The organism is Pseudomonas sp. SWI44 (assembly GCF_002947915.1).
In the GTDB taxonomy this organism is placed as follows: domain Bacteria; phylum Pseudomonadota; class Gammaproteobacteria; order Pseudomonadales; family Pseudomonadaceae; genus Aquipseudomonas; species Aquipseudomonas taiwanensis.
Window position 1 is genome coordinate 2,867,539 of record NZ_CP026674.1, and the last position, 25,292, is coordinate 2,892,830.

General features: G+C 63.2%; 17 protein-coding genes. 9 read left to right on the plus strand and 8 right to left on the minus strand.

The window, feature by feature from the left end; translation table 11 throughout:
- Nucleotides 1-64: 64 nt before the first annotated feature.
- Complete coding sequence (locus C4Q26_RS13525) at nt 65-1,414, minus strand: APC family permease (RefSeq protein ID WP_023382749.1); 1,350 nt, start codon at nt 1,412-1,414, stop codon at nt 65-67.
- Between the two features lie 180 nt (nt 1,415-1,594).
- On the minus strand, nt 1,595-2,482 hold the full coding sequence (locus C4Q26_RS13530) for an acyltransferase (protein WP_023382748.1): 888 nt from the start codon (nt 2,480-2,482) through the stop codon (nt 1,595-1,597).
- A 181-nt stretch (nt 2,483-2,663) separates the two neighbouring features.
- Between C4Q26_RS13530 and C4Q26_RS13535 the strand changes: the two genes are divergently transcribed.
- Entirely contained in the window at nt 2,664-3,164 is a 501-nt protein-coding gene (locus tag C4Q26_RS13535) for an ATP-dependent zinc protease (RefSeq protein WP_023382747.1), read from the plus strand.
- Nucleotides 3,165-3,257: 93 nt separating this feature from the next.
- On the opposite strand, the gene C4Q26_RS13540 is transcribed toward C4Q26_RS13535, so the two are convergent.
- The 5 genes from C4Q26_RS13540 to aceE form a co-directional block, all read right to left on the minus strand.
- A complete protein-coding gene (locus tag C4Q26_RS13540; RefSeq protein WP_023382746.1) occupies nt 3,258-3,881 on the minus strand; it encodes a glutathione S-transferase in 624 nt (207 codons plus the stop codon).
- Between the two features lie 3 nt (nt 3,882-3,884).
- Nucleotides 3,885-4,553, minus strand: coding sequence for a peptide-methionine (S)-S-oxide reductase MsrA (gene msrA / locus C4Q26_RS13545; RefSeq protein ID WP_023382745.1), 669 nt, complete (start codon nt 4,551-4,553; stop codon nt 3,885-3,887).
- A gap of 137 nt (nt 4,554-4,690) precedes the next feature.
- Nucleotides 4,691-7,381: a GGDEF and EAL domain-containing protein gene (locus tag C4Q26_RS13550; RefSeq protein ID WP_023382744.1), complete on the minus strand. Its 2,691-nt coding sequence runs from the start codon at nt 7,379-7,381 to the stop codon at nt 4,691-4,693.
- Between the two features lie 414 nt (nt 7,382-7,795).
- Nucleotides 7,796-9,427, minus strand: coding sequence for a dihydrolipoyllysine-residue acetyltransferase (aceF, locus tag C4Q26_RS13555; protein ID WP_104883173.1), 1,632 nt, complete (start codon nt 9,425-9,427; stop codon nt 7,796-7,798).
- 13 nt (nt 9,428-9,440) lie between these two features.
- A complete protein-coding gene (aceE, locus tag C4Q26_RS13560; RefSeq protein WP_023382742.1) occupies nt 9,441-12,086 on the minus strand; it encodes a pyruvate dehydrogenase (acetyl-transferring), homodimeric type in 2,646 nt (881 codons plus the stop codon).
- 383 nt (nt 12,087-12,469) lie between these two features.
- On the opposite strand from aceE, the gene glnE reads away from it, so the two are divergent.
- From glnE to C4Q26_RS13600, 8 genes are all read left to right on the plus strand, one after another.
- On the plus strand, nt 12,470-15,403 hold the full coding sequence (gene glnE, locus C4Q26_RS13565) for a bifunctional [glutamate--ammonia ligase]-adenylyl-L-tyrosine phosphorylase/[glutamate--ammonia-ligase] adenylyltransferase (protein ID WP_023382741.1): 2,934 nt from the start codon (nt 12,470-12,472) through the stop codon (nt 15,401-15,403).
- 139 nt (nt 15,404-15,542) lie between these two features.
- On the plus strand, nt 15,543-16,592 hold the full coding sequence (gene waaF, locus C4Q26_RS13570) for a lipopolysaccharide heptosyltransferase II (RefSeq protein WP_023382740.1): 1,050 nt from the start codon (nt 15,543-15,545) through the stop codon (nt 16,590-16,592).
- A complete protein-coding gene (gene waaC, locus C4Q26_RS13575) occupies nt 16,593-17,651 on the plus strand; it encodes a lipopolysaccharide heptosyltransferase I (protein WP_027907327.1) in 1,059 nt (352 codons plus the stop codon).
- Nucleotides 17,651-18,775, plus strand: a complete 1,125-nt coding sequence (locus C4Q26_RS13580) for a glycosyltransferase family 4 protein (RefSeq protein WP_027907326.1) — start codon at nt 17,651-17,653, stop codon at nt 18,773-18,775. The genes waaC and C4Q26_RS13580 overlap by 1 nt, the downstream gene beginning before the upstream one ends.
- Entirely contained in the window at nt 18,772-19,578 is an 807-nt protein-coding gene (gene rfaP, locus C4Q26_RS13585; RefSeq protein ID WP_023382736.1) for a lipopolysaccharide core heptose(I) kinase RfaP, read from the plus strand. Before C4Q26_RS13580 ends, rfaP begins: the two co-directional genes overlap by 4 nt.
- Nucleotides 19,578-20,312 carry a lipopolysaccharide kinase InaA family protein gene (locus tag C4Q26_RS13590; RefSeq protein WP_023382735.1) on the plus strand — a complete coding sequence of 245 codons (735 nt, stop codon included), beginning with the start codon at nt 19,578-19,580 and terminating at the stop codon, nt 20,310-20,312. Before rfaP ends, C4Q26_RS13590 begins: the two co-directional genes overlap by 1 nt.
- Nucleotides 20,309-21,061 carry a lipopolysaccharide kinase InaA family protein gene (locus C4Q26_RS13595; RefSeq protein WP_023382734.1) on the plus strand — a complete coding sequence of 251 codons (753 nt, stop codon included), beginning with the start codon at nt 20,309-20,311 and terminating at the stop codon, nt 21,059-21,061. The genes C4Q26_RS13590 and C4Q26_RS13595 overlap by 4 nt, the downstream gene beginning before the upstream one ends.
- Nucleotides 21,061-22,503, plus strand: coding sequence for a lipopolysaccharide kinase InaA family protein (locus C4Q26_RS13600; RefSeq protein ID WP_104883174.1), 1,443 nt, complete (start codon nt 21,061-21,063; stop codon nt 22,501-22,503). The genes C4Q26_RS13595 and C4Q26_RS13600 overlap by 1 nt, the downstream gene beginning before the upstream one ends.
- On the opposite strand, the gene C4Q26_RS13605 is transcribed toward C4Q26_RS13600, so the two are convergent.
- Nucleotides 22,464-25,274, minus strand: coding sequence for a dermonecrotic toxin domain-containing protein (locus tag C4Q26_RS13605; protein WP_104883175.1), 2,811 nt, complete (start codon nt 25,272-25,274; stop codon nt 22,464-22,466). The genes C4Q26_RS13600 and C4Q26_RS13605 overlap by 40 nt on opposite strands.
- Between the last annotated feature and the right edge of the window lie 18 nt (nt 25,275-25,292).

The following is a 25,292-nucleotide window of genomic DNA, read 5'->3' on the forward strand; positions in this document are numbered from 1 at the left end:
GTAAGTCTTTGCCTTTGCGAGGCCTCGCACAACTAGCAGAATTATCAGTATCCGCAGGCCAAGCTCAGCCCGCTTCGGAGAAATCCACCAAACTGACTGGACGACGGAAGCCGGCTGTAAGCACCGCCAGGTAGGCTAACCCCAGTGCAAACCAGCACAACCCGATCACCAGCGTCAGTGCCGACAGGCTGGTCCACAGCCACAAGGTCAGCCCCAACCCCACCAACGGCACCACGCCATAGCGCAGCAGCCCTACGAGGTGACGCTGAGCCCCATCGTTCATCAGGTGCGTCTTCACCACCGCCAGGTTTACCGCCGAAAACGCTACCAGCGCCCCGAAGCTGATCAGCGAAGCGAGGGTCGACAGGTCGATCACCAACGCCAGCAGCGAGAACGCAGACACCAGGGCAATGGCGAACACTGGCGTGCCGAAGCGTGGCGACAGGTAGCCGAACGTGCGCTGCGGCAGCACGTTGTCCCGTCCCATGGTGAACAGGATGCGCGACACCGCCGCCTGCGAGGCCAGCGCCGAGCCCAGGCTGCCGGCGACATAGGCGGCAGTGAAGAAGTTGGTCAGGAACTGGCCCCCGGCCTTGAACATCACTTCATTGGCCGCCGCATCGGCGTTAGCGAAGCTGCTGCCTGGTAACACCAGCTGGCTGGCATAGGCCAACACAGTGAACAGCAACCCGGCAAACAGGGTGGTGAGGATGATCGCCCGGGGTACATCGCGGCGGGCGTCGCGGCACTCCTCGGCCAGAGTCGAGACGGCATCGAAGCCGAGGAACGACAGGCACAGTACCGCCGCGCCGGCCATCAGGGGGCCGAAGCCTGGCTTGGTGCCGTCACCCAGCAGCGGCGACAGCAGGTCGAGCGGCTGGCCCGCCAAGGTCTTGCAGGATAGACCGATGAACACGCCAATGAAGACGATCTGCGCACCGACGATCAGGTTGCTGGTCTTGGCCACCGAGTTGATGCCGACCACATTGAGCACTGTCACCAGTGCGATCGAGCCAAGCACGAAGGCCCAGGCGGGAACGGCCGGGAAAGCAATGTTGAGGAACAGGCCAATCAGCAGGTAGTTGATCATCGGCAGGAACAGGTAGTCGAGCAGCAGCGACCAGCCTGCGAGGAAGCCCGCATTGGGGCCGAAGGCCATGTTGGTGTACGAGTACGCCGAGCCCGCGACTGGGAAGCGCTTGACCATGAAACTGTAGGACGCAGCGGTAAACAGCATGGCTACGAGGGTGACGAGGTAGGCGCCGGCAGTGCGGCCACCGGTGAGTTCAGTGACGATGCCGTAGGTGGTGAAGATGGTCAGCGGGACCATGTACACAAGGCCGAAGAACACCAGGGCGGGCAGCCCTAGGACACGGCGCAGTTGGGCGGGGGCGGAGCTAGGTTGATTGGCCATCGACTCGATCCAGGCTTTTTGTAGTTGTGCTTTGGTCGATTTTTATCCACTTAGGTAGGTAATGACAAAAAAGTATTACTTATTCTAATTATTAGCCTCGTTTTTAATCGGGGTTACGCCTAACCCTGTGCCGGCCTCTTCGCGGGTAAACCCGTGCAGAGGCCCTTACAGGCAATCAATTCAGTTCATCTCGGCGCGCAATTGTTCAATCCGCTGGTCCTTCTCCACCCACAACTGGTTTACCCAGGCCTGTATGGTCTGGCGAAACGCGGGGTCGTTCTCGTAGTCCCCCGACCACAATACCGGGTCCAGCTCGCGCACCCGAATGTCGATAATCACCCGACTAATGCTGCCATTGAGCAACGCCCAGAACCCAGGCGCCTGGTTGCCGGGGTAGACGATGGTCACGTCCAGCAGTGCATCGAGCTGCTCGCCCAGCGCCGCCAGCACGAACGCCACGCCGCCGGCCTTGGGCTTGAGCAGGTGGCGGTAGGGCGACTGCTGCGCCTGGCGCTTGGCCTCGCTGAAACGGGTGCCTTCCAGGTAGTTGACCACGGTCACCGGCTGGCGCTTGAACAGCTCGCAGGCCGCCTTGGTGATCTCCAGGTCCTTGCCCTTGAGCTCGGGGTGTTTTTCCAGGAAGGCCTTGCTGTAGCGCTTCATGAAGGGGTAATCCAGCCCCCACCAGGCCAGGCCCAGCAGGGGCACCCAGATCAGCTCCTTCTTGAGGAAGAACTTGAAGAACGGCGTACGACGGTTGAGGCTTTCGATCAGCGCCGGAATATCGACCCAGGTCTGGTGGTTGCTGACGGCCAGGTACGAGGTGTCCTGACGCAGCTTCTCGATGCCGCGAATGTCCCATTGGGTCGGGATGCACAGGGCGAAGATCATCTTGTCGATCTCCGACCAGGTTTCGGCAATCCACATCACCGCCCACGAGGCGTAGTCTCGCCCACGGCCTGGCAACACCAGTTTTAGCAGGGCGAAGACCAGCAGCGGGCCGATCAGCACCAGGGTGTTGAGCAGCAGCAGGGTGGTCGTAAGAATGCCGGTAAACAGGCGACGCATAAGCAGACTCTTGTTGTGTGAATTTTGCGGGTGGCAATGATAAGCAGGGCTGTGCCATACGCCAAACGTCGAATGCTCGACGGTTGGTACAAATGTTTCACATTGTGTTGTTTAAGGTGTGACAACGAACCTATCCTGCTTGCGCAGTCTAAGCACTGACTCTTCTCAAGGAAGTTTGCCTGTGAAACCTCTGCTTGCCCTGTTGTCGCTGTTGGCGTTGCCGGTGATGGCTGCCGAGCCCACCCTATACGGTCGCTACGAATACATCGCCCTGCCTGAGATTGGCGAAACCCTGAAAGCCAAGATGGATACCGGTGCCTACACCGCGTCGCTGTCGGCCAAGGATATCGAGCTGTTCACCCGCGATGGCGAGGAGTGGGTCCGCTTCCGCCTGGCGACCAAGGACGCCGACGGCAAGGTCTATGAGCACAAGCTGGCGCGCATCAGCAAGATCAAGAACCGTGCTGACGAAGAGGAGGAGGGCGATGCACCGGAGCTCTCGAAACGGCCGGTGGTCGACCTGGAACTGTGTCTGGGTGATGTGAAGCGCACGGTGGAGGTCAATCTGGTCGACCGCAGCAGCTTCAACTACCCATTGCTGGTGGGCGCCAAGGCGCTGCGCGAGTTCAAGGCCGCGGTCAACCCGGCCAAGCGGTTCACGGCGGGCAAGCCGGACTGCTGATTCGGTTTTGGCTGTGATGGCGGCATCGCCGGCATGCCGGCTCCTACAGATTTCACACCCCTGTGGGAGCCTGCTTGCCGGCGATGCGCCTGATCAGGCAGCCGGCGCCGTCGCTACCATCGACGGCCGCTTGATCACCTCGGCATACCACGCCGCGAGTCCGGGCTGTTGCGCCCGCCAGCCGAACTCAGGCTGACGCAAGTCCAGGTAACCCAGCGCACAGGCCACACCAATCGCCGCGATGTCGAACCCCGATGCCAACTCGGCCAGGTGCTCGCGTTCCAGGTTGGCCAGGCTGCGCCGAATCTTCTCGCTTTGCGCGGCCACCCAGCCATCCCAACGCTTGTCTTGCGGTCGCAGGAAGGTCTCGTAGCGGGTCGATACCGCCGCATCCATGATCGCATCGGCCTGGGAGGCCAGGGTCATGCGCCGCCAGCGCGCCGAGCCTTCCCGGGGAATCAGCGGAGTGCCGACGTGCTGGCAGTCCAGGTACTCGCAAATGACGCGGCTGTCGTGCAGCACGGTGCCATCTTCCAGGCGCAGTGCTGGGATCTTGCCGATGGGGTTGCCCTGGTTGAGTTGCTCGTCGCCGCTCACTGGGCTGATGTTCACGGGCTGCAGGGCCACGCGGTCGAGCTGGGCGGTTTCGTGCAGCACCACCATGACTTTGCGCACGAAAGGCGAAAGTGGCCCGTGGAAAAGGGTCATCGTGCTCATGGCTCAGTTGCCCTGCAGGCTGGGTGGCAGGCACACGCCAGTACCGCCGATGCCGCAATAGCCATCGGGGTTCTTGGCCAGGTACTGCTGGTGGTACGCTTCGGCGAAGTACACGGTCGGGGCCTGGTCGATTTCGGTGGTGATTTCACCAAAGCCTGCCTTGGTCAGTTCTGCCTGGAACGCATCACGGCTGGCCTTGGCCTGCTCCAGCTGTTCTGGGCTGGTGCAGTAGATCGCCGAGCGGTACTGGGTGCCGATGTCATTGCCCTGGCGCATGCCTTGGGTCGGGTTGTGCAGTTCCCAGAACATCGCCAGCAGTTCGCGGTAGCTCACCTTATCCTTGTCGAACACCACCAGCACCACTTCGGTATGGCCGGTCAGGCCCGAGCAGACTTCTTCGTAGGTGGGGTTTGGCGTGAAGCCACCGGCATAGCCGACCACGGTGCTGACCACGCCTTCACGCTGCCAGAAGCGGCGCTCGGCACCCCAGAAGCAGCCCAGGCCGAAGATGGCGAAGTCGATGCTGCCCTCGAAGAAGGGGCCCAGCAGTGGGGTGTCTTTGAAGACATAGTGGAATTCGGGCAGGGCCATTGGGGTTTCGCGTCCAGGCAGGGCCTGTTCCGCAGTAGGCATGACGTTTTTGTTCACCAGGATTTCCGAACGCAGGACCATGGCCGTTCCTCTGTGTGTCAGGTAGATGGGGGCTCGATCACCGGCAAGCCGGCGCCTACAGGGTCGTTCCGCAGGTACTGGGGATTGCCGGCGATGAGGCCGAATGGGTTCTATAGTGCCCGAGGTTGAGGCTGCTGTCAGTCCATTGGACCGCGCGGGTAGCGCTTGAGTTTTTCCGCCAGCTCCCGGCCCGGAATGGGCCGGTCGAACAGGTAGCCCTGGCCGACATCGCAACGGTGCCTGCGCAGGAACGCCAGCTGTTCTGGAGTTTCGATCCCTTCGGCCACTACCTTGAGCTTGAGGTTGTGGGCCATGGCCACCACCGCCGAGGTGATCTCCATGTCGTCCTGGTTGTCCGGGATTTCATTGATGAAGCTGCGGTCGATCTTGATGATGTCGATCGGAAACTTCTTCAGGTAGCTCAGCGATGAGTAACCGGTGCCGAAGTCGTCCATGGCCAGAGTCAGGCCCAGGGCCTTCAGCTCATCGAGCTGGCGGTGGGTGTCTTCGGTGGCCTCCAGCAGCAGGCCTTCAGTAAGTTCCAGCTCCAGCAGGTGCGGTGGCAGTTCTTCTTCCTTGAGGATCGAGCTGATCGAGGCGACCAGGTCGGGGTCGGAGAACTGCTTTGGCGACAGGTTGATGGCCACGTGCAGGTTGCCCATGCCTGCCTCGCGCAGTTGCTGGCTCATGCGGCACGACTGGCGCACCACCCATTTGCCGATGGGGATGATCAGGCCGGTTTCCTCGGCCACGCTGATGAACTGGTCCGGGCGAATCATGCCGCGCTCGGGGTGGTTCCAGCGCAGCAGTGCTTCCAGGCCGAGTAAACGGCCGCTGCGCAGGCACAGCTTGGGCTGGTAGAACACCTCCAGCTCGTTCTGGGTCAGGGCGCGGCGCAGGTTGTTCTCGACGAACAGCTTGTAGCTGGCCTCGGCGTTTAGCACCTCGGTGAACACTTGCACCTGATGCTTGCCGTTGGCCTTGGCCTTGTGCAGGGCAAGGCCTGCATTCTTCATCAGGGTGGTCGGGTCGCTGCCGTGCATGGGCGCGCAGGCCAAGCCCACCGACGCGGTGACGTTGATCAGCTGGTTGTCGACGAACATCGGTTTGTCGAGGGTGCGCAGCAGTTGGAGGGCGACGCCCTGGCCATCCTCCAGGCTGGTGCCGTTGAGCAGCACAGCGAACTCGTTGCTGGCGAAGCGGGCAAGGATGTCATTGGGGCTGAGGCTGTTGCGCAGGCGTCGGGCCAGGCTCACCAGCAGCTTGTCGCCGGTCTGGTGGCCGAGGCTGTCGTTGATCCGCTTGAAGTTGTCGATGTCCACCAGCAGCAGGCAGATCGGGCTGTCACCGTCGCGGGTGAAGTGGGTATCGAGGTTGCGGATGAACGCTGGGCGGTTGCCCAGGTTGGTCAGGTTGTCGGTATAGGCCAGGCGCTCGATGCGCTGCTGGGCCAGTTTGGACTGGGTGACGTCCTCGTAGATACCGATGTAGTGGGTCAGCTCTCGGTTATCGCCATATACCTTGGAGATCGACAGCTGCCCCCAGTAGGGTTCGAGGTTCTTGCGCCGGCTCTTGAATTCGCCTTGCCAGCTGTTGCCCATTTCCAGGCTCGACGGCGAGTCGAACAGCAGTTCGCTGAGATTCTCCAGCGCCGGCAACTCGGCCAGATGGTGGCCCTGGACCTCTTCGGTGCTGTATTGGGTGATGGCGGTGAAGCTGGGGTTGACGTATTCCACCACCCCGTCGCGGTTGACCAGCAGGAAGGCGTTGGCGCTTTGCTCGACCGCCCGCTGGAACAGGTGCAGGGCGCTGGCCGCGGTACGCCGGTTGTGGTTGGTGATGACCTGGGCGAACTGATCGGCCAGCTCGCCGGCAAAGGCAATCTCGTCGGACTGCCAGGCCCTTGGCTGCCCGGTCTGTTCCAGGCATAGCACGCCGACCACCTGGCCGTCGACGCGAATACTGGCGTCGAGCATGGCGTTGTTGGCCGGTAAAAGACTGTTGGCGAGCTCACGGGTGCGTGGGTCGTGGCTGGCGTTATGAGCATCGATGGCGCGGCTGGCATGCAGGGCTTCGAGGTAGTCCGGGAAGCGGCTGGCATCGATCGGCTCGGGCAGTTGGTGTTGCTGCTCGTGTCGGTACCAGGCGCTTATCGGTACCAGACGCTGCTCTTCCAGATGCCAGATGCTGGCGTTGTCGACCTTGTAGATTTCACAGGCGCTGCGGGTAATCAGCTCGGCGGCCTCGAGCAACGAGTTCTCTGCACTGTAGCGTTGGCGTGCCAGGCGCAGGATCAGGTCTTGCTGGCCACGTACCCGTTCCAGGTGTTCGAGCTGTTCCTGTTGTGCACGCTGGTTCAACTGCAGGGCCAGTTGCAGGCGGTTGTTGCGCGATTCGAGATCGTTTGCGTCCAACTCCGAGAGGTCGTCTGCCTGGTCGTCGAGCACGGTCAGGTAGCCGCGCAGCAACTGGCGGTTGTGCTGTTTGTAGGCCTCGCCGACCTCCAGCAGGCGCAGTGGCGCCTGTTGCGCATGCAGGGTGTAGCGCACTCGGTAGTAGCCACGGTGGGCCAGCTGTGCCTGGATCTCGTCATGCAGCTTGTAGCGGATCTCGGGTGCCATCAGGCTTGCATAGGGCGAGCCGATGAGCGCGCACAGTTCGGATGCGGGCAAGCCGAATTGACGCTCGCAGGCGGGGTCCAGGTAAAGCAGCGACCAGGTGGCTTCGTTCAGCCTTTCGAAACGCAGCATGCCGAGCCGCGAAGGCACGGGAAGCTGCGTGACGACCTCGGCCACCACACGACTGGTGGCATCGGGTTGGCTTTTCATCGAAGACTCGCTTGAAGAGGATGACGCTGCCTTGAGCGGCGCATCTGGCAAGGTTGCATCATGTCCCCGAGGCTGGCAAGCGGCTAGGGGGCTGTCATGTATATGTTTTCGGCTGCGGGGGGGAAATCCTTAGTTTGGCTGATGAGTTTGGGGGCTGTTCGACGAGAGGTTTTTGGTGTTTGTGAAATCGAGCGCCGCCTGCGCGACGCATCGCGAGCAAGGCTCGCTCCTACGGTTGTTTCACGCCAATCAAGGTAGCGAGCCTTGCTCGCGATGCGTCGCGTAAGCGGCGCTCGATCGCAAAATCCTATCGGCGAACAAAAAAAAGCCCCGCCAATCGACGGGGTTGAGGTACGAGCGTGGCAGCTCGAAAAGGGTACCTGCCTCCGCGACGGGAGGCAGGCTGGCTGCGTGTTACAGCAGCATGGTGCGGATATCGCCCAGCACGTCGCCCAGACGCTTGGTGAAGCGCGCGGCGGCAGCGCCGTTGATCACACGGTGATCGTAGGACAGCGACAGCGGCAGCATTAGCTTCGGCTGGAAGGCCTTGCCATCCCAGACCGGCTGCATGGTTGCCTTGGAGACACCCAGGATCGCCACCTCAGGCGCGTTGACGATCGGCGTGAAGCCGGTGCCGCCAATGTGGCCGAGGCTGGAGATGGTGAAGCAGGCGCCCTGCATCTCGTCTGCCGACAGCTTCTTGGTGCGGGCTTTTTCGGCCAGCGAAGCGGCTTCGGCAGCCAGTTGCAGCAGGCTCTTCTGGTCGACGTTCTTGATCACAGGCACCAGCAGGCCGTCCGGCGTGTCCACGGCGAAGCCGATGTGCACGTACTTCTTGCGGATGATGGCCTTGCCGCTGGGGGCCAGCGAGCTGTTGAAGTCTGGCAGTTCCTTGAGCAGGAAGGCACAGGCCTTGAGCAGCAGTGGCAGCACGGTGAGCTTGACACCAGCCTTCTCGGCCACGGCCTTCTGTGCAACGCGGAAGGCTTCCAGCTCGGTGATGTCGGCGGAGTCGAACTGGGTGACGTGCGGCACATTCAGCCAGCTGCGGTGCAGGTTGGCGGCACCGACCTGCATCAGGCGGGTCAGGGCGACTTCTTCCACTTCACCGAACTTGCTGAAGTCCACGGCAGGAATCGGCGGGATGCCAGCGCCGCCAGTCGCACCGGCGGCTGCCGGGGCTTCCTTGGCCTTCTGCATCATGGCCTTGACGTAGACCTGTACGTCTTCTTTGAGGATGCGGCCGTGCGGACCGGTCGCGGCGACCGCGCCCAGGTCGACACCGAACTCACGCGCCAACTGGCGAACGGCCGGGCCTGCGTGAACCTTGGCATTGCTGCCGGCAGCCGGTGCGGTGGCGACCGGCGCCGGGGCGGCTGCCGGAGCGGCGGCCGGGGCTGGAGCAGCAGCTGGAGCGGCAGCGGCCGGAGCCGGAGCCGGAGCCGGAGCAGCAGCAGGCGTGGCGCCAGCGACTTTCAGCTTGAAGATCAGGTCGCCAGTGCCGACTTCATCTTCCAGCTTGCACAGCACTTCTTCGACCACGCCAGCGGCAGGCGATGGAATCTCCATCGAGGCCTTGTCGGACTCGAGGGTGATCAGCGACTGGTCAGCCTCGACGGTGTCGCCGACCTTGACCAGCACTTCGATGATCTTGGCCTTGCCCGACGAACCGATGTCCGGCACGTGGATGTCCTGAACGCTGGCGGCAGCGGGGGCTGCAGCCGGAGCAGGGGCGGCGTCGGCAGCCGGCGCCGGAGCGGCAGCCGCTGGAGCCGGAGCGGCCGCGGCCGGAGCCTCGGGCGCCGCAGCGGCGCCCTCGGCTTCCAGGACCAGCAGCTCGTCGCCTTCTTTCAGGCGATCGCCCAGCTTGACCTTCAGTTCCTTGATGACACCGGCCTTGGGCGCTGGAATCTCCATGGAGGCCTTGTCGGACTCCAGGGTCAGCAGGCTCTGGTCGGCCTCGATGCGGTCACCGACCTTGACGAACAGCTCGATGATTTCACCTTCACCGCTGCCGATGTCAGGTACGCGAATGAGTTCGCTCACTTAAAAATACTCCTCAGCAGTCCAGTGGGTTGCGCTTGTCCGGGTCGATACCGAACTTGACGATAGCGTCTGCCACCACCTTGGGTTCGATCTCGCCACGGTCAGCCAAGGCTTCCAGGGCAGCCAGCACGACGAAGTGACGGTCGACTTCGAAGAAGTGACGCAGCTTCTTGCGGCTGTCGCTGCGACCGTAGCCATCGGTACCCAGGACTTTGAACTCTTTGCTCGGTACCCACTGGCGAATCTGCTCGGCGAACAGCTTCATGTAGTCGGTGGACGCGATGACCGGGCCCTTGCGACCGGACAGGCACTCTTCGACGTAGGTCTTCTGAGGCTTCTGGCCAGGCTTGAGGCGGTTGGCGCGTTCCACGGCCAGGCCGTCGCGACGCAGTTCGTTGAAGCTGGTGACGCTCCATACGTCGGCACCGACGTTGAACTCGTCACGCAGGATCTTCGCGGCTTCGCGGACTTCGCGCAGGATGGTGCCGGAGCCCATCAGCTGTACGTGGTGCGCGGCTTCGCGGGTGTCTTCTTCGAGCAGGTACATACCCTTGATGATGCCTTCCTCGACACCGGCCGGCATGGCTGGCTGCTGGTAGGATTCGTTCATCACGGTGATGTAGTAGAAGATGTCCTGTTGCTCTTCGGTCATCTTCTTCATGCCGTCCTGGATGATCACCGCCAGCTCGTAGCCGTAGGTCGGATCGTAGGTGCGGCAGTTCGGGATGGTGCCCGCCATCATGTGGCTGTGACCGTCTTCGTGCTGCAGGCCTTCACCGTTGAGGGTGGTACGGCCGGCGGTACCGCCGATCAGGAAACCACGGGTGCGGCTGTCGCCAGCGGCCCAGGCCAGGTCGCCGATACGCTGGAAGCCGAACATCGAGTAGAAGATGTAGAACGGCAGCATCGGCTGGTTGTGGCAGCTGTACGAGGTACCGGCAGCGATGAACGACGACATGGCGCCGGCTTCGTTGATGCCTTCCTCGAGGATCTGGCCCTTCTTGTCTTCGCGGTAGAACATCACCTGGTCTTTATCGACGGGCTCGTAGAGCTGGCCGACCGACGAGTAGATGCCCAACTGACGGAACATGCCTTCCATACCGAAGGTACGGGCTTCGTCCGGGATGATCGGCACGATACGCTGGCCGATTTCCTTGTCCTTGACCAGCTGCGCCAGAATACGCACGAAGGCCATGGTGGTGGAAATTTCGCGGTCGCCCGAGCCGTCCAGGATCGCCTTCAGGGTTTCCAGTGGCGGGGTCGGCACGCTGAAGCTCTTGCTGCGGCGCTGTGGCACGAAGCCACCCAGGGCAGCACGGCGCTCGGCCAGGTACTTGGCTTCGGCGGAGCCTTCTTCGGGCTTGAAGAACGGCAGGTTCTCGAGGTCGGCATCCTTGACCGGGATGTCGAAGCGATCACGGAAGTGACGCAGGCTGTCGACGTCGACCTTCTTGGTGTTGTGCGCGGTGTTCTTGGCTTCGCCAGCACCGGTACCGTAACCCTTGATGGTCTTGGCCAGGATGACGGTAGGCTGGTCCTTGTGGTTGACCGCCTGGTGGTAGGCCGCATAGACCTTGTACGGGTCGTGGCCGCCACGGTTGAGCTTCCAGATTTCCTCGTCGGACAGGTCTTCGACCATGGCCTTGAGCTCTGGGGTGTTGAAGAAGTGCTGACGGACGTACGCACCGTCCTTGGCCTTGTAGTTCTGGTACTCGCCGTCGATGACTTCGTCCATGCGACGCTGCAGGGCACCGTTGGTGTCCTTGGCGAACAGTGGGTCCCAGAAACGGCCCCAGACGACCTTGTTGACGTTCCAGCCGCCGCCACGGAACACGCCTTCGAGTTCCTGGATGATCTTGCCGTTGCCGCGAACCGGGCCGTCCAGGCGCTGCAGGTTGCAGTTGATGACGAAGATCAGGTTGTCCAGCTTCTCGCGGCCAGCCAGGGCGATTGCACCCAGGGATTCCGGCTCGTCGCACTCGCCGTCGCCCATGAAGCACCAGACCTTCTGCTTGCCGGCCGGGATGAAGCCACGGGCTTCCAGGTACTTCATGAAGCGCGCCTGGTAGATCGCCTGGATCGGGCCCAGACCCATGGAAACGGTCGGGAACTGCCAGAAGTCAGGCATCAGCCAAGGGTGCGGGTACGAAGACAGGCCGTTGCCGTCCACTTCCTGACGGAAGTTGTTCATCTGTTCTTCGCTGATGCGGCCTTCCATGAAGGCGCGGGCATAGACGCCTGGCGAGGCGTGGCCCTGGAAGAAGATCAGGTCGCCGCCGTGCTCTTCGGTCGGGGCTTGGAAGAAGTAGTTGAAGCCGATGTCGTACAGGGTGGCGCTGGAGGCGAAGCTGGAGATGTGTCCGCCCAGGTCCGAGTCTTTCAGGTTGGTACGCATGACCATGGCCAGGGCGTTCCAACGTACCATCGAGCGAATGCGGCGTTCCATGAACAGGTCGCCAGGCATGCGTGCTTCGTGGGTGACAGGGATGGTGTTGCGGTATGGCGTGGTGATCGCATACGGCAGCTGGGAGCCACTACGGGTGGCCAGCTCGCCCATACGGGTCATCAGGTAATGAGCGCGGTCTTCGCCTTCTTTGTCGAGGACCGACTCCAGGGCATCCAGCCATTCCTGGGTTTCGATTGGATCGAGGTCTTGCATGGCTTGCTCCAGGGCGGAAAGGCCACCAGAATCGGTGGCCTGAGTTTGCGACTGGCCTTATGGGCAGACGTCGTGAATTCTTGGATTACCGGGGTCTCATCCGGCGCCGTGTAGTTTTACTACAAAAGCTTTCGCATTTCATGCTTTTACACGGTCGGGGTAGTAGTAATACTACAGAAATGCGACGTTTGGTCGCACCCTGCGTTGTGAGGAAAAACGTTCATGTTGGTTGGCGTTGTGCCGAAAACAGGTGGTTCTTGATGTTTTTTGCCAGTGATTCGTTTTTTTCAGCTATTTCCAACTTTTGTATGACAGTCCAACCGTGGTCGGGCTTCCCCTTGGCCGCCTCTACCCCTCACTTTCTCGCCGATCAAGGATAGTCCATGCGCCTGCCTTTGCCGCTCGATCTGCCCGCTACCCTGCAACCGCTGGTCGCTCGCAACCAGCAGTTCCTGCTCGATGCCATCGCCGGTCACCCTGAGCTGGACTTGCACGCTTGGAGCCTGGCCCATCGGCAACAGTTCGATCAGGTAGCCGCGGCCAGTGACTTCGTCCTGGGCCTGGCCCAGCGCGAACCGGCCATGCTGTTCGAACTGGTCGCCAGCGGTGAGCTGGACCGTCGCTATGGCCCGGGCGATCTGTGCGCGCATATCGCCGCCGCTGCCCAGGCGGCGCAGACCGAGGACGAGCTGGCGCGCAATCTGCGCCGTGAACGCAACCGCCAGCAACTGCGCATCATCTGGCGCGACATCACCCGCCAAGCCGAACTGGGCGAAACCTGCCGAGACTTGTCCGACCTTGCCGACGCCGCCATCGACCAGGCCTATCAATGGCTGTACCCGCGCCATTGCCAGCAGTTCGGTACGCCCATCGGCAATCGCAGTGGCCAGCCGCAACATATGGTGGTGCTGGGCATGGGCAAGCTCGGTGCGGTGGAGCTGAACCTGTCGTCGGACATCGACCTGATCTTCGCATTCCCCGAAGGCGGCGAGACCGAAGGGGTCAAGCGCTCGCTGGACAACCAGGAGTTCTTCACCCGGCTGGGCCAGCGCCTGATCAAGGCCCTGGACCCGGTGACCGTCGACGGTTTCGTCTTCCGTGTCGACATGCGCCTGCGTCCTTATGGTTCGGCAGGTGCACTGGTACTCAGCTTCAACGCCCTGGAGCAGTATTACCAGGACCAGGGTCGCGATTGGGAGCGTTACGCCATGATCAAGGCCCGCGTGGTAGCGGGCGACCAGCACGCCGGTGCCCAGTTGCAGGAAATGCTGCGTCCCTTCGTTTACCGGCGTTACCTGGATTTTTCGGCGATCGAAGCGCTGCGCACCATGAAGCAGCTGATCCAGCAGGAAGTGCGACGTAAGGGCATGGCCGACAACATCAAGCTCGGTGCCGGGGGCATCCGCGAGGTGGAGTTCATCGCCCAGGCCTTCCAGCTGATTCACGGTGGACGTGACCTGAGCCTGCAACAGCGGCCGCTGCTAAAGGTGCTGGCGACCCTCGAAGGCCAGGGCTACCTGCCACCGGCCGTGGTTGCAGAGCTACGCGAAGGCTACGAATTCCTGCGTTACGCCGAACATGCCCTGCAGGCCATCGCCGACCGCCAGACCCAGATGCTGCCAGACAGCGAGACTGACCGTGAGCGGGTGGCGTACATCCTTGGCTTTGCCGACTGGCAGAGCTTCCACGACCAGCTGATGTACTGGCGCGGCCGGGTCGACTGGCACTTCCGCCAGGTCATCGCCGACCCGGACGATGAAGAAGGCGAGGGCGAGCTGGTGGTCGGGGGCGAGTGGTTGCCACTGTGGGAGCAGGCGCTGGACGAAGACGCTGCAAGCCGGCAGTTGGAAGAAGCAGGCTTCAAGCAACCTGCCGAGGCGCTGCGTCGTCTGTCTGGCCTGCGCGCAAGCCCCCAGCTGCGGTCGATGCAGCGTATCGGTCGTGAGCGCCTCGATGCTTTTGTGCCGCGCCTGATGGCGCAGACGGTGGAACATGACAACCCCGACCTGGTGCTCGAACGCGTCTTGCCCTTGGTAGAGGCCGTGGCCCGGCGTTCGGCCTACCTGGTATTGTTGACCGAGAACCCAGGTGCCCTGCGCCGGCTGCTGACATTGTGCGCGGCCAGCCCTTGGATCGCCGAGCAGATCGCCCGTTACCCGTTGTTGCTCGACGAGCTGCTCAACGAAGGGCGCTTGTTCAGCCCACCGCTGGCGCCTGAACTTGCCAGTGAGTTGCGCGAGCGGTTGACGCGCATTCCCGAGGATGACCTTGAGCAGCAGATGGAAGCGTTGCGCCACTTCAAACTGGCCCACAGCCTGCGGGTGGCCGCCTCTGAAATCAGTGGCAACCTGCCTTTGATGAAAGTCAGCGATTACCTGACCTGGCTGGCCGAGGCGATTCTCGACCAGGTACTGGCCCTGGCCTGGCGCCAGACCGTGTCGCGCCACGGCCAGCCCAAGCGCAGCGATGGCAGCTTGTGCGATCCGGGCTTCGTTATCATTGGCTACGGCAAGGTCGGAGGCCTGGAGCTGGGGCACGGCTCGGACCTGGACCTGGTGTTCATCCATGATGGCGACCCTCAGGCCGAGACCGACGGCGCCAAGCCCATCGACAGCGCCCAGTTCTTCACCCGCCTGGGCCAGCGGATCATTCACCTGTTGACCACCCAGACCAACTCTGGCCAGCTCTATGACGTCGACATGCGCCTGCGCCCGTCCGGTGCCTCCGGGCTGCTGGTCAGCTCGCTGGGGGCGTTCGAGCGCTACCAGCAGAACGAGGCTTGGACCTGGGAGCACCAGGCCCTGGTGCGCGCCCGCGTACTGGTGGGATGCAAGCAGGTGGCGGCGGCATTCGAAGGCGTGCGCGCCAGGGTGCTAGGCCAGGCTCGCGACCTGGACAAGCTGCGCACCGAGGTCAGCGAGATGCGCGCCAAGATGCGCGACAACCTCGGCACCAAGGCGACCGTCGCGGGCACGGCGGCCAACGCTTTCGATGCGGGGGTTCCATTCGATATCAAGCAGGATGCAGGCGGTATCGTCGATATCGAATTTATGGTGCAATACGCCGCTTTGGCTTGGTCTCACGACCATCCGGCCATACTGCGATGGACCGATAACATCCGCATTCTGGAAGAGCTGGAACAGGCAGGGTTGATGCCGGCCAGTGACGCGGTGCTGTTGCGTGAAGTGTACAAGGCGTTTCGTTCGGCTTCGCACCGCCAGGCCTTGCAGAAGCAGGCTGGAGTGATCGACGCGGCGCAGTTTGCCGATGAACGACGCGAGGTGCGGCGGATCTGGGCTGAGCTGGGTTTGAGCTGAAGGCCCCGCTGCCACAGGGGCTGCGATCAGCGACGGATGGGCCTGAGTGGTACACTGTCCGCCAAATAGCCTGAATATAAAGAGGGGAGGCCAGGCTGTACCGCAGTCTGCAGCCTCCCCGAGCGTTTCTGGACTAAGCATGAGAATACTGATCATTGGCCCCAGCTGGGTCGGCGACATGGTGATGGCGCAGACCCTGTTCCAGTGCCTGAAACAGCAGCACCCCGACTGCGTGATCGACGTGCTGGCACCCGAGTGGAGCCGGCCGATCCTCGAACGCATGCCCGAAGTGCGCAAGGCCTTGAGCTTTCCGCTCGGCCATGGCGCCCTGGAACTGGCCACGCGGCGGCGTATTGGCAAGTCTTTGGCGGGCCAGTACGACCAGGCCATCCTGCTGCCGAACTCGCTGAAGTCGGCGCTGGTGCCCTTCTTCGCCGGCATCCCCAAGCGCACCGGCTGGCGCGGCGAAATGCGCTTCGGCCTGCTCAACGATGTGCGCACGCTGGACAAGGCCCGCTACCCACTGATGATCGAACGCTTCATGGCCCTGGCCTATGCGCCCGGTGCCGAGCTGCCGCAGCCTTACCCACGGCCCAGCCTGCAGATCGAGGCAGCCAGCCGCGAAGCCGCCCTGGCCAAGTTCGGCCTGGAGCTGGACCGGCCGGTGCTGGCGCTGTGCCCAGGTGCCGAGTTTGGCGAGGCCAAGCGCTGGCCCGCCGAGCACTACGCCGAGGTTGCCGACGCGATGATCCGCCAGGGCTGGCAGGTATGGCTGTTCGGTTCGAAGAACGACCACCCGGTGGGCGAGCAGATCCGCGACCGTCTGATTCCGGGGTTGCGTGAAGAGTCGTACAACCTGGCCGGTGAAACTTCCTTGGCCGAAGCCATCGACCTGATGTCCTGCGCCGACGCCGTGGTGTCCAACGACTCGGGCTTGATGCATGTGGCCGCTGCGCTGAACCGTCCGCTGGTCGCCGTCTATGGTTCGACCTCGCCGGGCTTCACCCCGCCACTGGCCGAGCACGTCGAGATCGTGCGCACCGGCATCGAATGCAGCCCGTGCTTCGACCGCACCTGCCGCTTCGGTCACTACAACTGCCTGCGTCTGCTGGAGCCTGGCAACGTCATCGCCGCCCTGCACCGCCTGGGTGGTCCGAACCTGATCGATACCGTGGCCGAGGTCGACTAAGTGCGGGTACTGATCATCAAGACCTCATCGCTAGGGGATGTGATCCACACCCTGCCTGCGCTTACCGATGCCGCCCATGCCATGCCAGGCATTCGCTTCGACTGGGTGGTGGAGGAAGGTTTCGCCGAGATCCCCAGTTGGCACCCTGCGGTCGACCAGGTGATTCCGGTGGCGATTCGCCGCTGGCGCAAAAACCTCTGGCAGACTTTCAAGAGCGGCGAGTGGAAGGCGTTCAAGCAACGCGTTCGCGAGCGCAAGTACGACCTGGTGATCGATGCCCAGGGCCTGGTCAAATCGGCCTGGCTGACCCGCTACGTCAAGGCGCCGGTGGCCGGCCTGGACCGCTATTCGGCGCGTGAGGGCTGGGCCAGTCGCTTCTATGACCGACGCCTGTCGGTCGCCGTTGGCCAGCATGCGGTGGAGCGTGTGCGTCAGTTGTTCGCCATGGCCCTGGCCTACGACTTGCCCGAAGGCATCGGCAACTATGGCCTGGACCTGGACCGCCTGCAGCTGCCCCCAGCCGCGCCCTACGTGGTGTTCCTGCACGGTACCACCTGGGCCACCAAGCATTGGCCCGAGGCCTACTGGCGCGAACTGGCAGAGCGCATGGGCCAGCGCAACCTGCAGGTGCGCCTGCCATGGGGCAACCCGCAGGAGAAGGCTCGCGCCGAGCGTATCGCCCAAGGCTTGAAAAACTGTCAGGTGCTGCCCAAGTTGAACCTTGCCGGCGTCGCCCGTGTACTGGCGGCCGCCAAGGCGTGCGTGGCGGTGGATACTGGCCTGGGCCACCTCGCCGCGGCACTGGATGTGCCGACCATTTCGCTGTTCGGCCCGACCAATCCGGGCCTCACCGGGGCCTATGGTCGGGCTCAGGTTCATCAGGCCAGCAATTTCCCCTGCGCGCCCTGCCTGCAGAAGAAGTGCACCTATAAGCCGAGCGCCGAGGACCTGCGCCGGTTCGATCTCAAACGCGAGTGGCCGCTGTGCTTCACTCGCCTGAATCCCGAGCATGTGGCGAGCCGCTTGAGCGCGTTGCTGCTGGCTGAGGATGTCCGTTGATGCAACTGGCTTTTGTGCTTTACAAGTATTTCCCCTTCGGCGGGCTGCAGCGTGATTTCATGCGCATTGCCCTGGAATGCCAGAAGCGGGGCCACCAGATCCGTGTCTACACGTTGATCTGGGAGGGTGATATTCCACCGGGTTTCGAGGTGCTGGTGGCGCCGGTCAAGGCGCTGTTCAACCACCGTCGCAACGAGAAGCTCAGTGCCTGGATGGCCGCCGACCTGGCCAAGCGCCCGGTCGATCGTCTGATCGGCTTCAACAAGATGCCGGGTCTGGATGTGTATTACGCTGCCGACGGCTGCTTCGAAGACAAGGCGCAGACCCTGCGCGGTGGCTTGTACCGCCGTTGGGGGCGCTACCGGCATTTTGCCGAGTACGAGCGGGCGGTGTTCGCCAAGGACGCCCATACCGAGGTGCTGATGATTTCCGAGGTGCAGCAACCGCTGTTCATCAAGCATTACGGCACGCCGGTGGAGCGCTTTCACTTGCTGCCACCGGGGATTTCCCAGGATCGCCGGGCTCCGGCCAATGCCGCCGAGATCCGCGCCGACTTCCGCAAGGAGTTCGACTTGGGTGACGACGACCTGCTGCTGGTGCAGATCGGCTCTGGCTTCAAGACCAAGGGCGTGGACCGCAGCCTCAAGGCCCTGGCCGCGCTGCCGTCGGCGTTGCGCAAGCGTACCCGGTTGATGGTCATCGGCCAGGACGACCCCAAGGTGTTCCAGTTGCAAAGTGCCGCGCTGGGCCTTGGCGAGCAGGTACAGTTCCTCAAGGGACGCAGTGATATCCCGCGCTTCCTGCTGGGCGCCGACCTGCTGATCCACCCGGCATACAACGAGAATACGGGTACCGTGCTGCTCGAAGCCCTGGTGGCGGGGTTGCCGGTGCTGGTCTCGCAGGTGTGCGGCTACGCCCATTACATCGCCGAGGCCGACAGCGGCCTGGTGCTGGACGAGCCTTTCGAGCAGGAGCAGCTCAACCGCTACCTGCAACGCATGCTCGAAGAGCCGCAGGCCCGCGCCGACTGGTCGCGCAACGGCCTGGCGTTCGCGGAAACCGCCGACCTTTACAGCATGCCGCAACATGCCGCTGACGTGATCCTGGGGCAGGAGACCGCATGAAGCTGATTCTGGCCGAACCGTTCAAGCACCTGTGGGCCGGGCGTGACGCCTTCGAGGCCGTGGAAGCGCTGCAAGGCGAGGTATACCGCGAGCTCGAAGGCCGCCGCACGCTGCGTACCGAGGTCGATGGCGAGGGCTTCTTCGTCAAGATCCACCGTGGCATCGGTTGGGGCGAGATCTTCAAGAACCTGCTGACCGCCAAGCTGCCTGTGCTGGGCGCTGGCCAGGAATGGCAGGCGATCCAGCGACTGCATGAGGCCGGTGTGCCGACCATGACGGCGGTCGCCTATGGCGAGCGCGGCAGCAACCCGGCTGCGCAGCATTCGTTCATCGTCACCGAAGAGCTGGCACCGACCATCAGTCTCGAAGACTTCAGCATCGACTGGGTCAAGCAGCCACCTGCGCCCCGCCTCAAGCGCGCGCTGATCGCCGAGGTGGCGAAGATGACCGGCGGCATGCACCGCGCCGGGGTCAATCACCGCGACTGCTACATCTGTCATTTCCTGCTGCACACCGACCGTCCGGTGACGCCCGATGACTTCAAACTGTCGGTCATCGACCTGCATCGTGCCCAGACCCGGGCGACAATCAGCCGGCGCTGGCGCAACAAGGACCTGGCTGCGTTGTACTTCTCGGCGCTGGACATCGGCCTGACCCGGCGCGACAAACTGCGCTTTCTGCGTGGCTACTTCCAGCGCCCACTGCGCCAGGTCCTGGCCGACGAAGCCGCGTTGCTGGCGTGGCTCGAACGCAAGGCGCAAAAACTCTACGATCGCAAGCAACGCTATGGGGATGCACTCTGATGGCGGGTTGGACACTGGCGCCGGGCTATGAACACCTGGTGGCGGATTTTGGCAGCCTCGATGCGGTATTCGCCCTGCAAGGCGAGCGCCTGACGCGTGACCCGCTCAGCGAAGTGATCCGCGTCGAGCGCGATGGGGTCAATTACTACGTCAAACGCTATACCGGCGCTGGCAAGCACATGCGTCGCTACCTGGGCCGTCCACGCATCAAGGCCGAATGGCAGAACCTCAAGCAGTTCGCCAAGTGGGGCATTCCCACCGCCGAAGTGGTCGCCTGGGGGCTTGAGCGCAAGGGCCTGGCTTTTGGTCGCGGGGCCATGGTCACCCGCGAGCTGCCGCGTACCGAAGACTTGTCCGAACTGGCCAGGCGTAATGATCCACGGCTGTCCGACCCTGCCTGGGTGGCGCATGTCAGCCGCCAGTTGGCGCGACACACGCGGATCATGCATGAGCACCGCTTCGCCCATAACGACCTGAAGTGGCGCAACCTGTTGGTCGACGACCAGGGCACGCTATTCTTCATCGACTGCCCGACCGGCGACTTCTGGCGCGGCTTCATGTGGCGCCACCGGCTGATCAAGGACCTGGCGTGCCTGGACAAGGTCGCCAAGTATCATCTGTCAGCCACCCAGCGCTTGCGTTTCTACCTGCAATACCGTGGGCGCCAACGCCTGAGCCTGCGCGACAAGCGGCGCATTCGCCAGGTGCTGAGCTTTTTCGAGGGAAGGGAATGACCGATTACCTGGCCAGCGCTGACCTTGCGCTGCTGCAACGTCATGGCCTGAACGATTTCGAGGCGCTGTGGGCCTTGCAGCTCGACGCCGTCGACGAGCCCAACACCGGGCGAGGCGGCTGGAGCCGCGTGTTCCGCCTGGAACTCGAAGGCAAGGGCTACTACCTCAAGCGCCAGAGCGACTACCTGACGCGTACCTTGCACCGGCCATTCGGCGAGCCGACCTTCGCCCGCGAGTTCCGTAACATCAGCCGTTACCAGAAACTGCGCATACCGGCTTTGCAGGCGGTGTTCTATGGTGAGCGCAAACAGGCTGGTCAGCACCGGGCCATTCTCATGACCCGGGCGCTGGATGACTGGAGCGACCTGGACAGCCTGTTGGCGCGCTGGTCGCAGCTGGGCGAGCATGAGCGCGAGGGTATTCTCCAGGCCTGTGGCCAGCTGGCGCGCACCCTGCACAAGGCCGGCCAGGTGCACGGCTGCTTCTACCCCAAGCATATTTTCCTGCGCCAACGCCGTGAAGGCTGGGACGCGCAGTTGATCGACCTGGAAAAGACCCGGCCGCTGCTGTTCGGCATGCGCGACCGGCTCAAGGACCTGGAGCCCTTGCTGCGCCGCGCGCGCGCCTGGTCCGAGGGTGACGTGCGAACCCTGTTGGCGGCCTACCTTGGCCAGCCGGCAGACAGCGTGCGGGTCGACACCTGGTTACAACGCTTGACGCAACGCCGTCGACATAAAGAGGCCCGCTGATGCGTTTGTCCGAATTGAAGAACGCAGGTCGCAGCCCTTCGCTGCCCCTGTCCATCACCCTGGCCGATGCTGCCGGTAGCGCTGACTTGCAGTTGCTCAGCCTGTTGCGTGTCTTGCCCGGCCAACGCTACGTGGGCGCGGGTATCTGGCGTGGCACGCCGGTATTGGCCAAGTTGCTGGTCGGTGGCAACGCCGCTCGCCATTTCCAGCGTGAGCTGGCAGGGGTGAAGCTGCTTGCCGAACAAGGCCTCACCACGCCCAAGCTGTTGGCCGATGGCCTCAAGGAAGGCGAGGGCGGCTGGCTGTTGTTCGAGTTTCTCGACGACGCTGAAAGCCTGGCCGATGCCTGGGCCGACGTAGAGCCTTTGCCGGTGCTGGCCGATGAGCAACACCGAGTGCTGGGCGGGGCGCTGACCGCTGTTGCTCAGATGCACGCCAAAGGCTTGTGGCAGGAAGACCTGCACTTGGACAACCTGCTGCGCCACGGCGGCAAGCTGTACCTGATCGACGGTGCCGGCATCAAGGCCGAAACGCCCGGTCAGCAGCTTTCGCGCCCTCGCGTGCTGGAAAACCTCGGTGTGTTCTTCGCCCAGTTGCCCAAGCGCCTGGAGCCGTTCATCGAAGAGTTGCTGGTGCATTACCTGCTCGCCAACGCCGAACACGCCTTGCCGATGGAAGCGTTGCAGAAGCAGGTGGACAAGGTGCGCAACTGGCGTTTGAAGGACTATCTGGAAAAGGCCGGGCGAGAATGTTCGTTGTTCAGCGTCGAGCGCAGCCTCTCCGGGTTGCGGGCGATTCGGCGCAGTGAAACCGATGCCATGCTGCCGGTTCTCGAACAGGCCGACGCGCTGATCGACCAGGGGCACCTGTACAAGACCGGTGGTGCGGCCAGCGTCGCTCGCGTAGAGGTCAATGGCCGCCCGCTGGTGGTCAAACGTTACAACATCAAGAATACCGCCCACTGGTTCAAGCGCTTCTGGCGCCCGAGCCGGGCCTGGCATTCCTGGATCGAAGGGCACCGCCTGGAATTCCTCGACATCGCCACGCCAAAGCCCCTGGCGGTGCTCGAACAACGGGTCATGGGCCTGCGCAGCCGCGCCTACCTGGTGACCGAGTACGTCGATGGCCCGGACCTGGCTGCCTGTTTCGCGCCCTACGTGGAAAACGGCGAAGCCCCCGAAGAGCAGGTCGACGCCCTGGTGCACCTGATGCAGCAACTGATCCGCGAGCGCATCAGCCATGGTGACTTCAAGGGTCACAACCTGTTCTGGCACAACGGCCAGTGGTCGCTGATCGACCTCGATGCGATGTGCCAGCATGCCACTCAACTCAGCTTCGCGCCGGCCTATGCCCGTGATCGTGCACGGCTGTTGCGCAACTGGCCTAGTGGCAGCGCCCTGTATCAGCGGCTGGACAGGCTGCTGCCGCGGCTGACGGAATAAGCTGGCGGCAGCGCCAGCCACTCGCTGCTGCGTCCAGCCTGGCGCACGCGGATGCGCCATTGGTCGTCCTGCCAGCGCAGGATGGCCCATGCCGCGCCGGTACTGAGCGGTTGCCCGGGAATCAGCAGGTGGTAGTGGTTGTCCAGCAAGTGCGCGCGCAGCGGCAAGGCGTGCCCACCTGCAAGCAGGTAATATCGCTGTCCGTGGCGAGACAGTCCGTCCACGCCTTCGACCTCGGCCCCTGCGGGCCGCTCGACCAGTCGGCAGTCTTCGAGCAATGCGCCCAGGTCGGGTAGGCCGTCGTACCACAGGACCGGGGAGTCCACGACCCACTCTCCGTCGCGGCGTCGTTTTACCGGCACCTGGGTGTAGGCATCCGGCATGCGGGGGTCGACGACACGCCAGCGGTAGCCGTCGAAGGACACCTGGTAGGTCGTGCCGGCGGCATCCTTGATGTAGTAGAAGGTCAGCCCAGGATAGGACGAGGGCTGTTCATAGATGCCTTCCTTGTGAATGCCATCGACGCGATAGTGCAATCTGTCGGTATCGACCCCCACCGCCAACGACTGCGGCAACTTCAGCGGCGGGGCTGGTGGAATGGCTCGAATGGCTCGCCGCACCACGGTGGTTCCCCCGATGTTGTTCACCGCGTCGTTGGCGTGCGTGAACGCCTCGACCATGTGTTTCAGAATGCCGAGCTGGTCACCTTGCCTGAAGGCCCTGCCGGCATCGATCACCGACAGCACCGAGCGCCCCAGCGACACCGCCACCAATGCGCGGTTGGGTAGCACGAGGCTGATCAGGTCCAGCAGCACCGATAATGCGTGCAGGCTCAACTCGCCCAGCAGTTCGAGCTTGGTATTGGTGCCGGCATCGACAGCGGCGAGCGTGGCGTTCACCTCGGCCAAATAGCGGGCCTGTTGGAAGTTACCGGTGATCTCTGGGCGTTGGGTGCTTGCGCCAAGGCCGCCCTTGGTCAGCCATCGTTCGACTTGCCTACGCGCTACCAGCGGCAGTCGGTCTTTTACGTATTCGCGCAGGGCAGGCTGTTCACGCAGCGCTCTGAGCAGGTGGCGGGTATTGCGATACTCCCGCCATGCACGGCGGTCGGGCGCGTCTGGGGTGTAGGCGAGAAACCGCGTGGTCCCAGCTTTGTCCGGCGTCACCAGCATGACGCCTTGTAGGCTATGTCCGCCGATCAGCAGTTGGCGCACGCTCAGGCGCTCCCGGTTCGCTTGTTTGCGCAACTGGCTGTCTGGGTGGTCGAGTACCAGGGTGGTCCAAGCGAAGCCTCGTTCGAACGGGTCCTCCAGGTAATGGCCGGCGTACCGTGCCTTGGCCGCCTCGGCACGCATGCGCGCACGGCTGATGTCGACATAGCGCTCCCGGCGCCACTGAGCCTGCTGCGACGTCAGCAAATGGGTACGCAGGTACTGGCTGTAGCGTTCGCCGACGTCCAGTTCGCGTACCAACTGCTTGACCTGGCTTGGGGTGATGCCCGCGGCTGTTCGTTCATCCTTGTCATGCACCCGTGCAGTCAGCCAGTAGTCGATGTCGAGCACGCCGATGTTGAGAAACGCCAGCTCATCCAGGCGGTAGGTCTGGCGCACCAGTTCGACGGTATTGCCTGCCTGCGCACGGCTGGCCGCAGGAATCCAGACGCTGGTGATGCCAGGGTGCGACACCGGGCCTACCTGCCTGGCCCTGGTGATGCTGACATACAGATCGAGCGGATCGACATCCAACTGATACCGTAGCTGCAACGCCCTGCGCAGGTGCTCGCGGGTCCAGGCCTTGAGATGGTTGCGATCGAGGAACTGTTCGTGGCTGAGGATGCCGGGGGCGCTCGCGCGGTCGATGGCAATCACCAGCTCCTGCAAGGTTTGCATGATGTGCGTAAGGCCTTGGGTCGAGGCATTTCTGAGCCAGGCCGGTGCGTTTCGTTCCAACAACAGGCCGTAGCGTGTCGTCAGCGCAGATCGGCTGTCGGCCAGCGGCAGCAGATCCGCGGCCTTGCGCAAGCGTTCCTCGAGCATCGGCCAGTCCACCGGGGATTGCAGCAGCGCGTCGTGCCATACGCGGGTGAGCGCTGCTTGTTGCCCATCGATCAGCGCCTGGGCCTGGGTCTGGATCAGGTCATCGTTGAACCAGTCGTAGCGCAGGCGTTCGGCGTTGCGTGCCAGCTCTCGATCCTGGTCGCTGTCCAGATACCGCAGCAGCGACTGGCTTTGCTGAGGATCGTCCAGTCGCTCGCACAGTTCGGTGTGCAGGTCGCCGAGATTGTCGAACGCCTCTATGCCATGCGACAGGCTGCAGAGCAGCGCGTAATCGCTGGTTTGCCTGGGGTCCGCCCTACTGCCTTCGGGGCCGCCTTCGACGATCACGAAAGCGCCGGGCAGGTAGCTGCGCCAGTTGGGTGTGCCGATATCCAGTACTGGCCGGTAGACCTGCGGGCGCTCAGCCTCAGGCAGATGCTGGCGCTGCGAGGGCAGCGGCATGTTCACGCAACACCTGACCAGAGCAGCATGGTGGTCGCCGAGTGTATGGTCGTCGCAGCGCAGTGCAATCTGCGCCAGCATTTGCTGACGGAGCAACGCGATCAACTGCGTCCGCCGGCTTAGCGAGGCGTCGCTGGCAAGCCAGTACCGAGCGAGGTCGGCGAAGTAGTGCTGACGTGCCTGCAGCAGCGATCGCGAGCGGTCAGGTTGGGGAGGCGAGGCAAGCAGGGCGGCCAGGTGTCGGTCGAAGGATTGAAAGTAGTGCAGGCTCATCGAACTGGCTCCGCGATA

Excerpts from the sequence above, each read along its gene's own strand:
- C4Q26_RS13525 (WP_023382749.1), bottom strand. The coding sequence starts at position 1,414 with ATGGCCAATCAACCTAGCTCCGCCCCCGCCCAACTGCGCCGTGTCCTA.
- C4Q26_RS13540 (WP_023382746.1), bottom strand. The coding sequence starts at position 3,881 with ATGAGCACGATGACCCTTTTCCACGGGCCACTTTCGCCTTTCGTGCGC.
- glnE (WP_023382741.1), top strand. The coding sequence starts at position 12,470 with ATGCGCCTGCCTTTGCCGCTCGATCTGCCCGCTACCCTGCAACCGCTG.
- C4Q26_RS13550 (WP_023382744.1), bottom strand. The coding sequence starts at position 7,381 with ATGAAAAGCCAACCCGATGCCACCAGTCGTGTGGTGGCCGAGGTCGTC.
- C4Q26_RS13580 (WP_027907326.1), top strand. The coding sequence starts at position 17,651 with ATGCAACTGGCTTTTGTGCTTTACAAGTATTTCCCCTTCGGCGGGCTG.
- C4Q26_RS13605 (WP_104883175.1), bottom strand. The coding sequence starts at position 25,274 with ATGAGCCTGCACTACTTTCAATCCTTCGACCGACACCTGGCCGCCCTG.
- aceE (WP_023382742.1), bottom strand. The coding sequence starts at position 12,086 with ATGCAAGACCTCGATCCAATCGAAACCCAGGAATGGCTGGATGCCCTG.
- rfaP (WP_023382736.1), top strand. The coding sequence starts at position 18,772 with ATGAAGCTGATTCTGGCCGAACCGTTCAAGCACCTGTGGGCCGGGCGT.
- C4Q26_RS13595 (WP_023382734.1), top strand. The coding sequence starts at position 20,309 with ATGACCGATTACCTGGCCAGCGCTGACCTTGCGCTGCTGCAACGTCAT.
- waaF (WP_023382740.1), top strand. The coding sequence starts at position 15,543 with ATGAGAATACTGATCATTGGCCCCAGCTGGGTCGGCGACATGGTGATG.
- C4Q26_RS13590 (WP_023382735.1), top strand. The coding sequence starts at position 19,578 with ATGGCGGGTTGGACACTGGCGCCGGGCTATGAACACCTGGTGGCGGAT.
- C4Q26_RS13600 (WP_104883174.1), top strand. The coding sequence starts at position 21,061 with ATGCGTTTGTCCGAATTGAAGAACGCAGGTCGCAGCCCTTCGCTGCCC.
- C4Q26_RS13530 (WP_023382748.1), bottom strand. The coding sequence starts at position 2,482 with ATGCGTCGCCTGTTTACCGGCATTCTTACGACCACCCTGCTGCTGCTC.
- msrA (WP_023382745.1), bottom strand. The coding sequence starts at position 4,553 with ATGGTCCTGCGTTCGGAAATCCTGGTGAACAAAAACGTCATGCCTACT.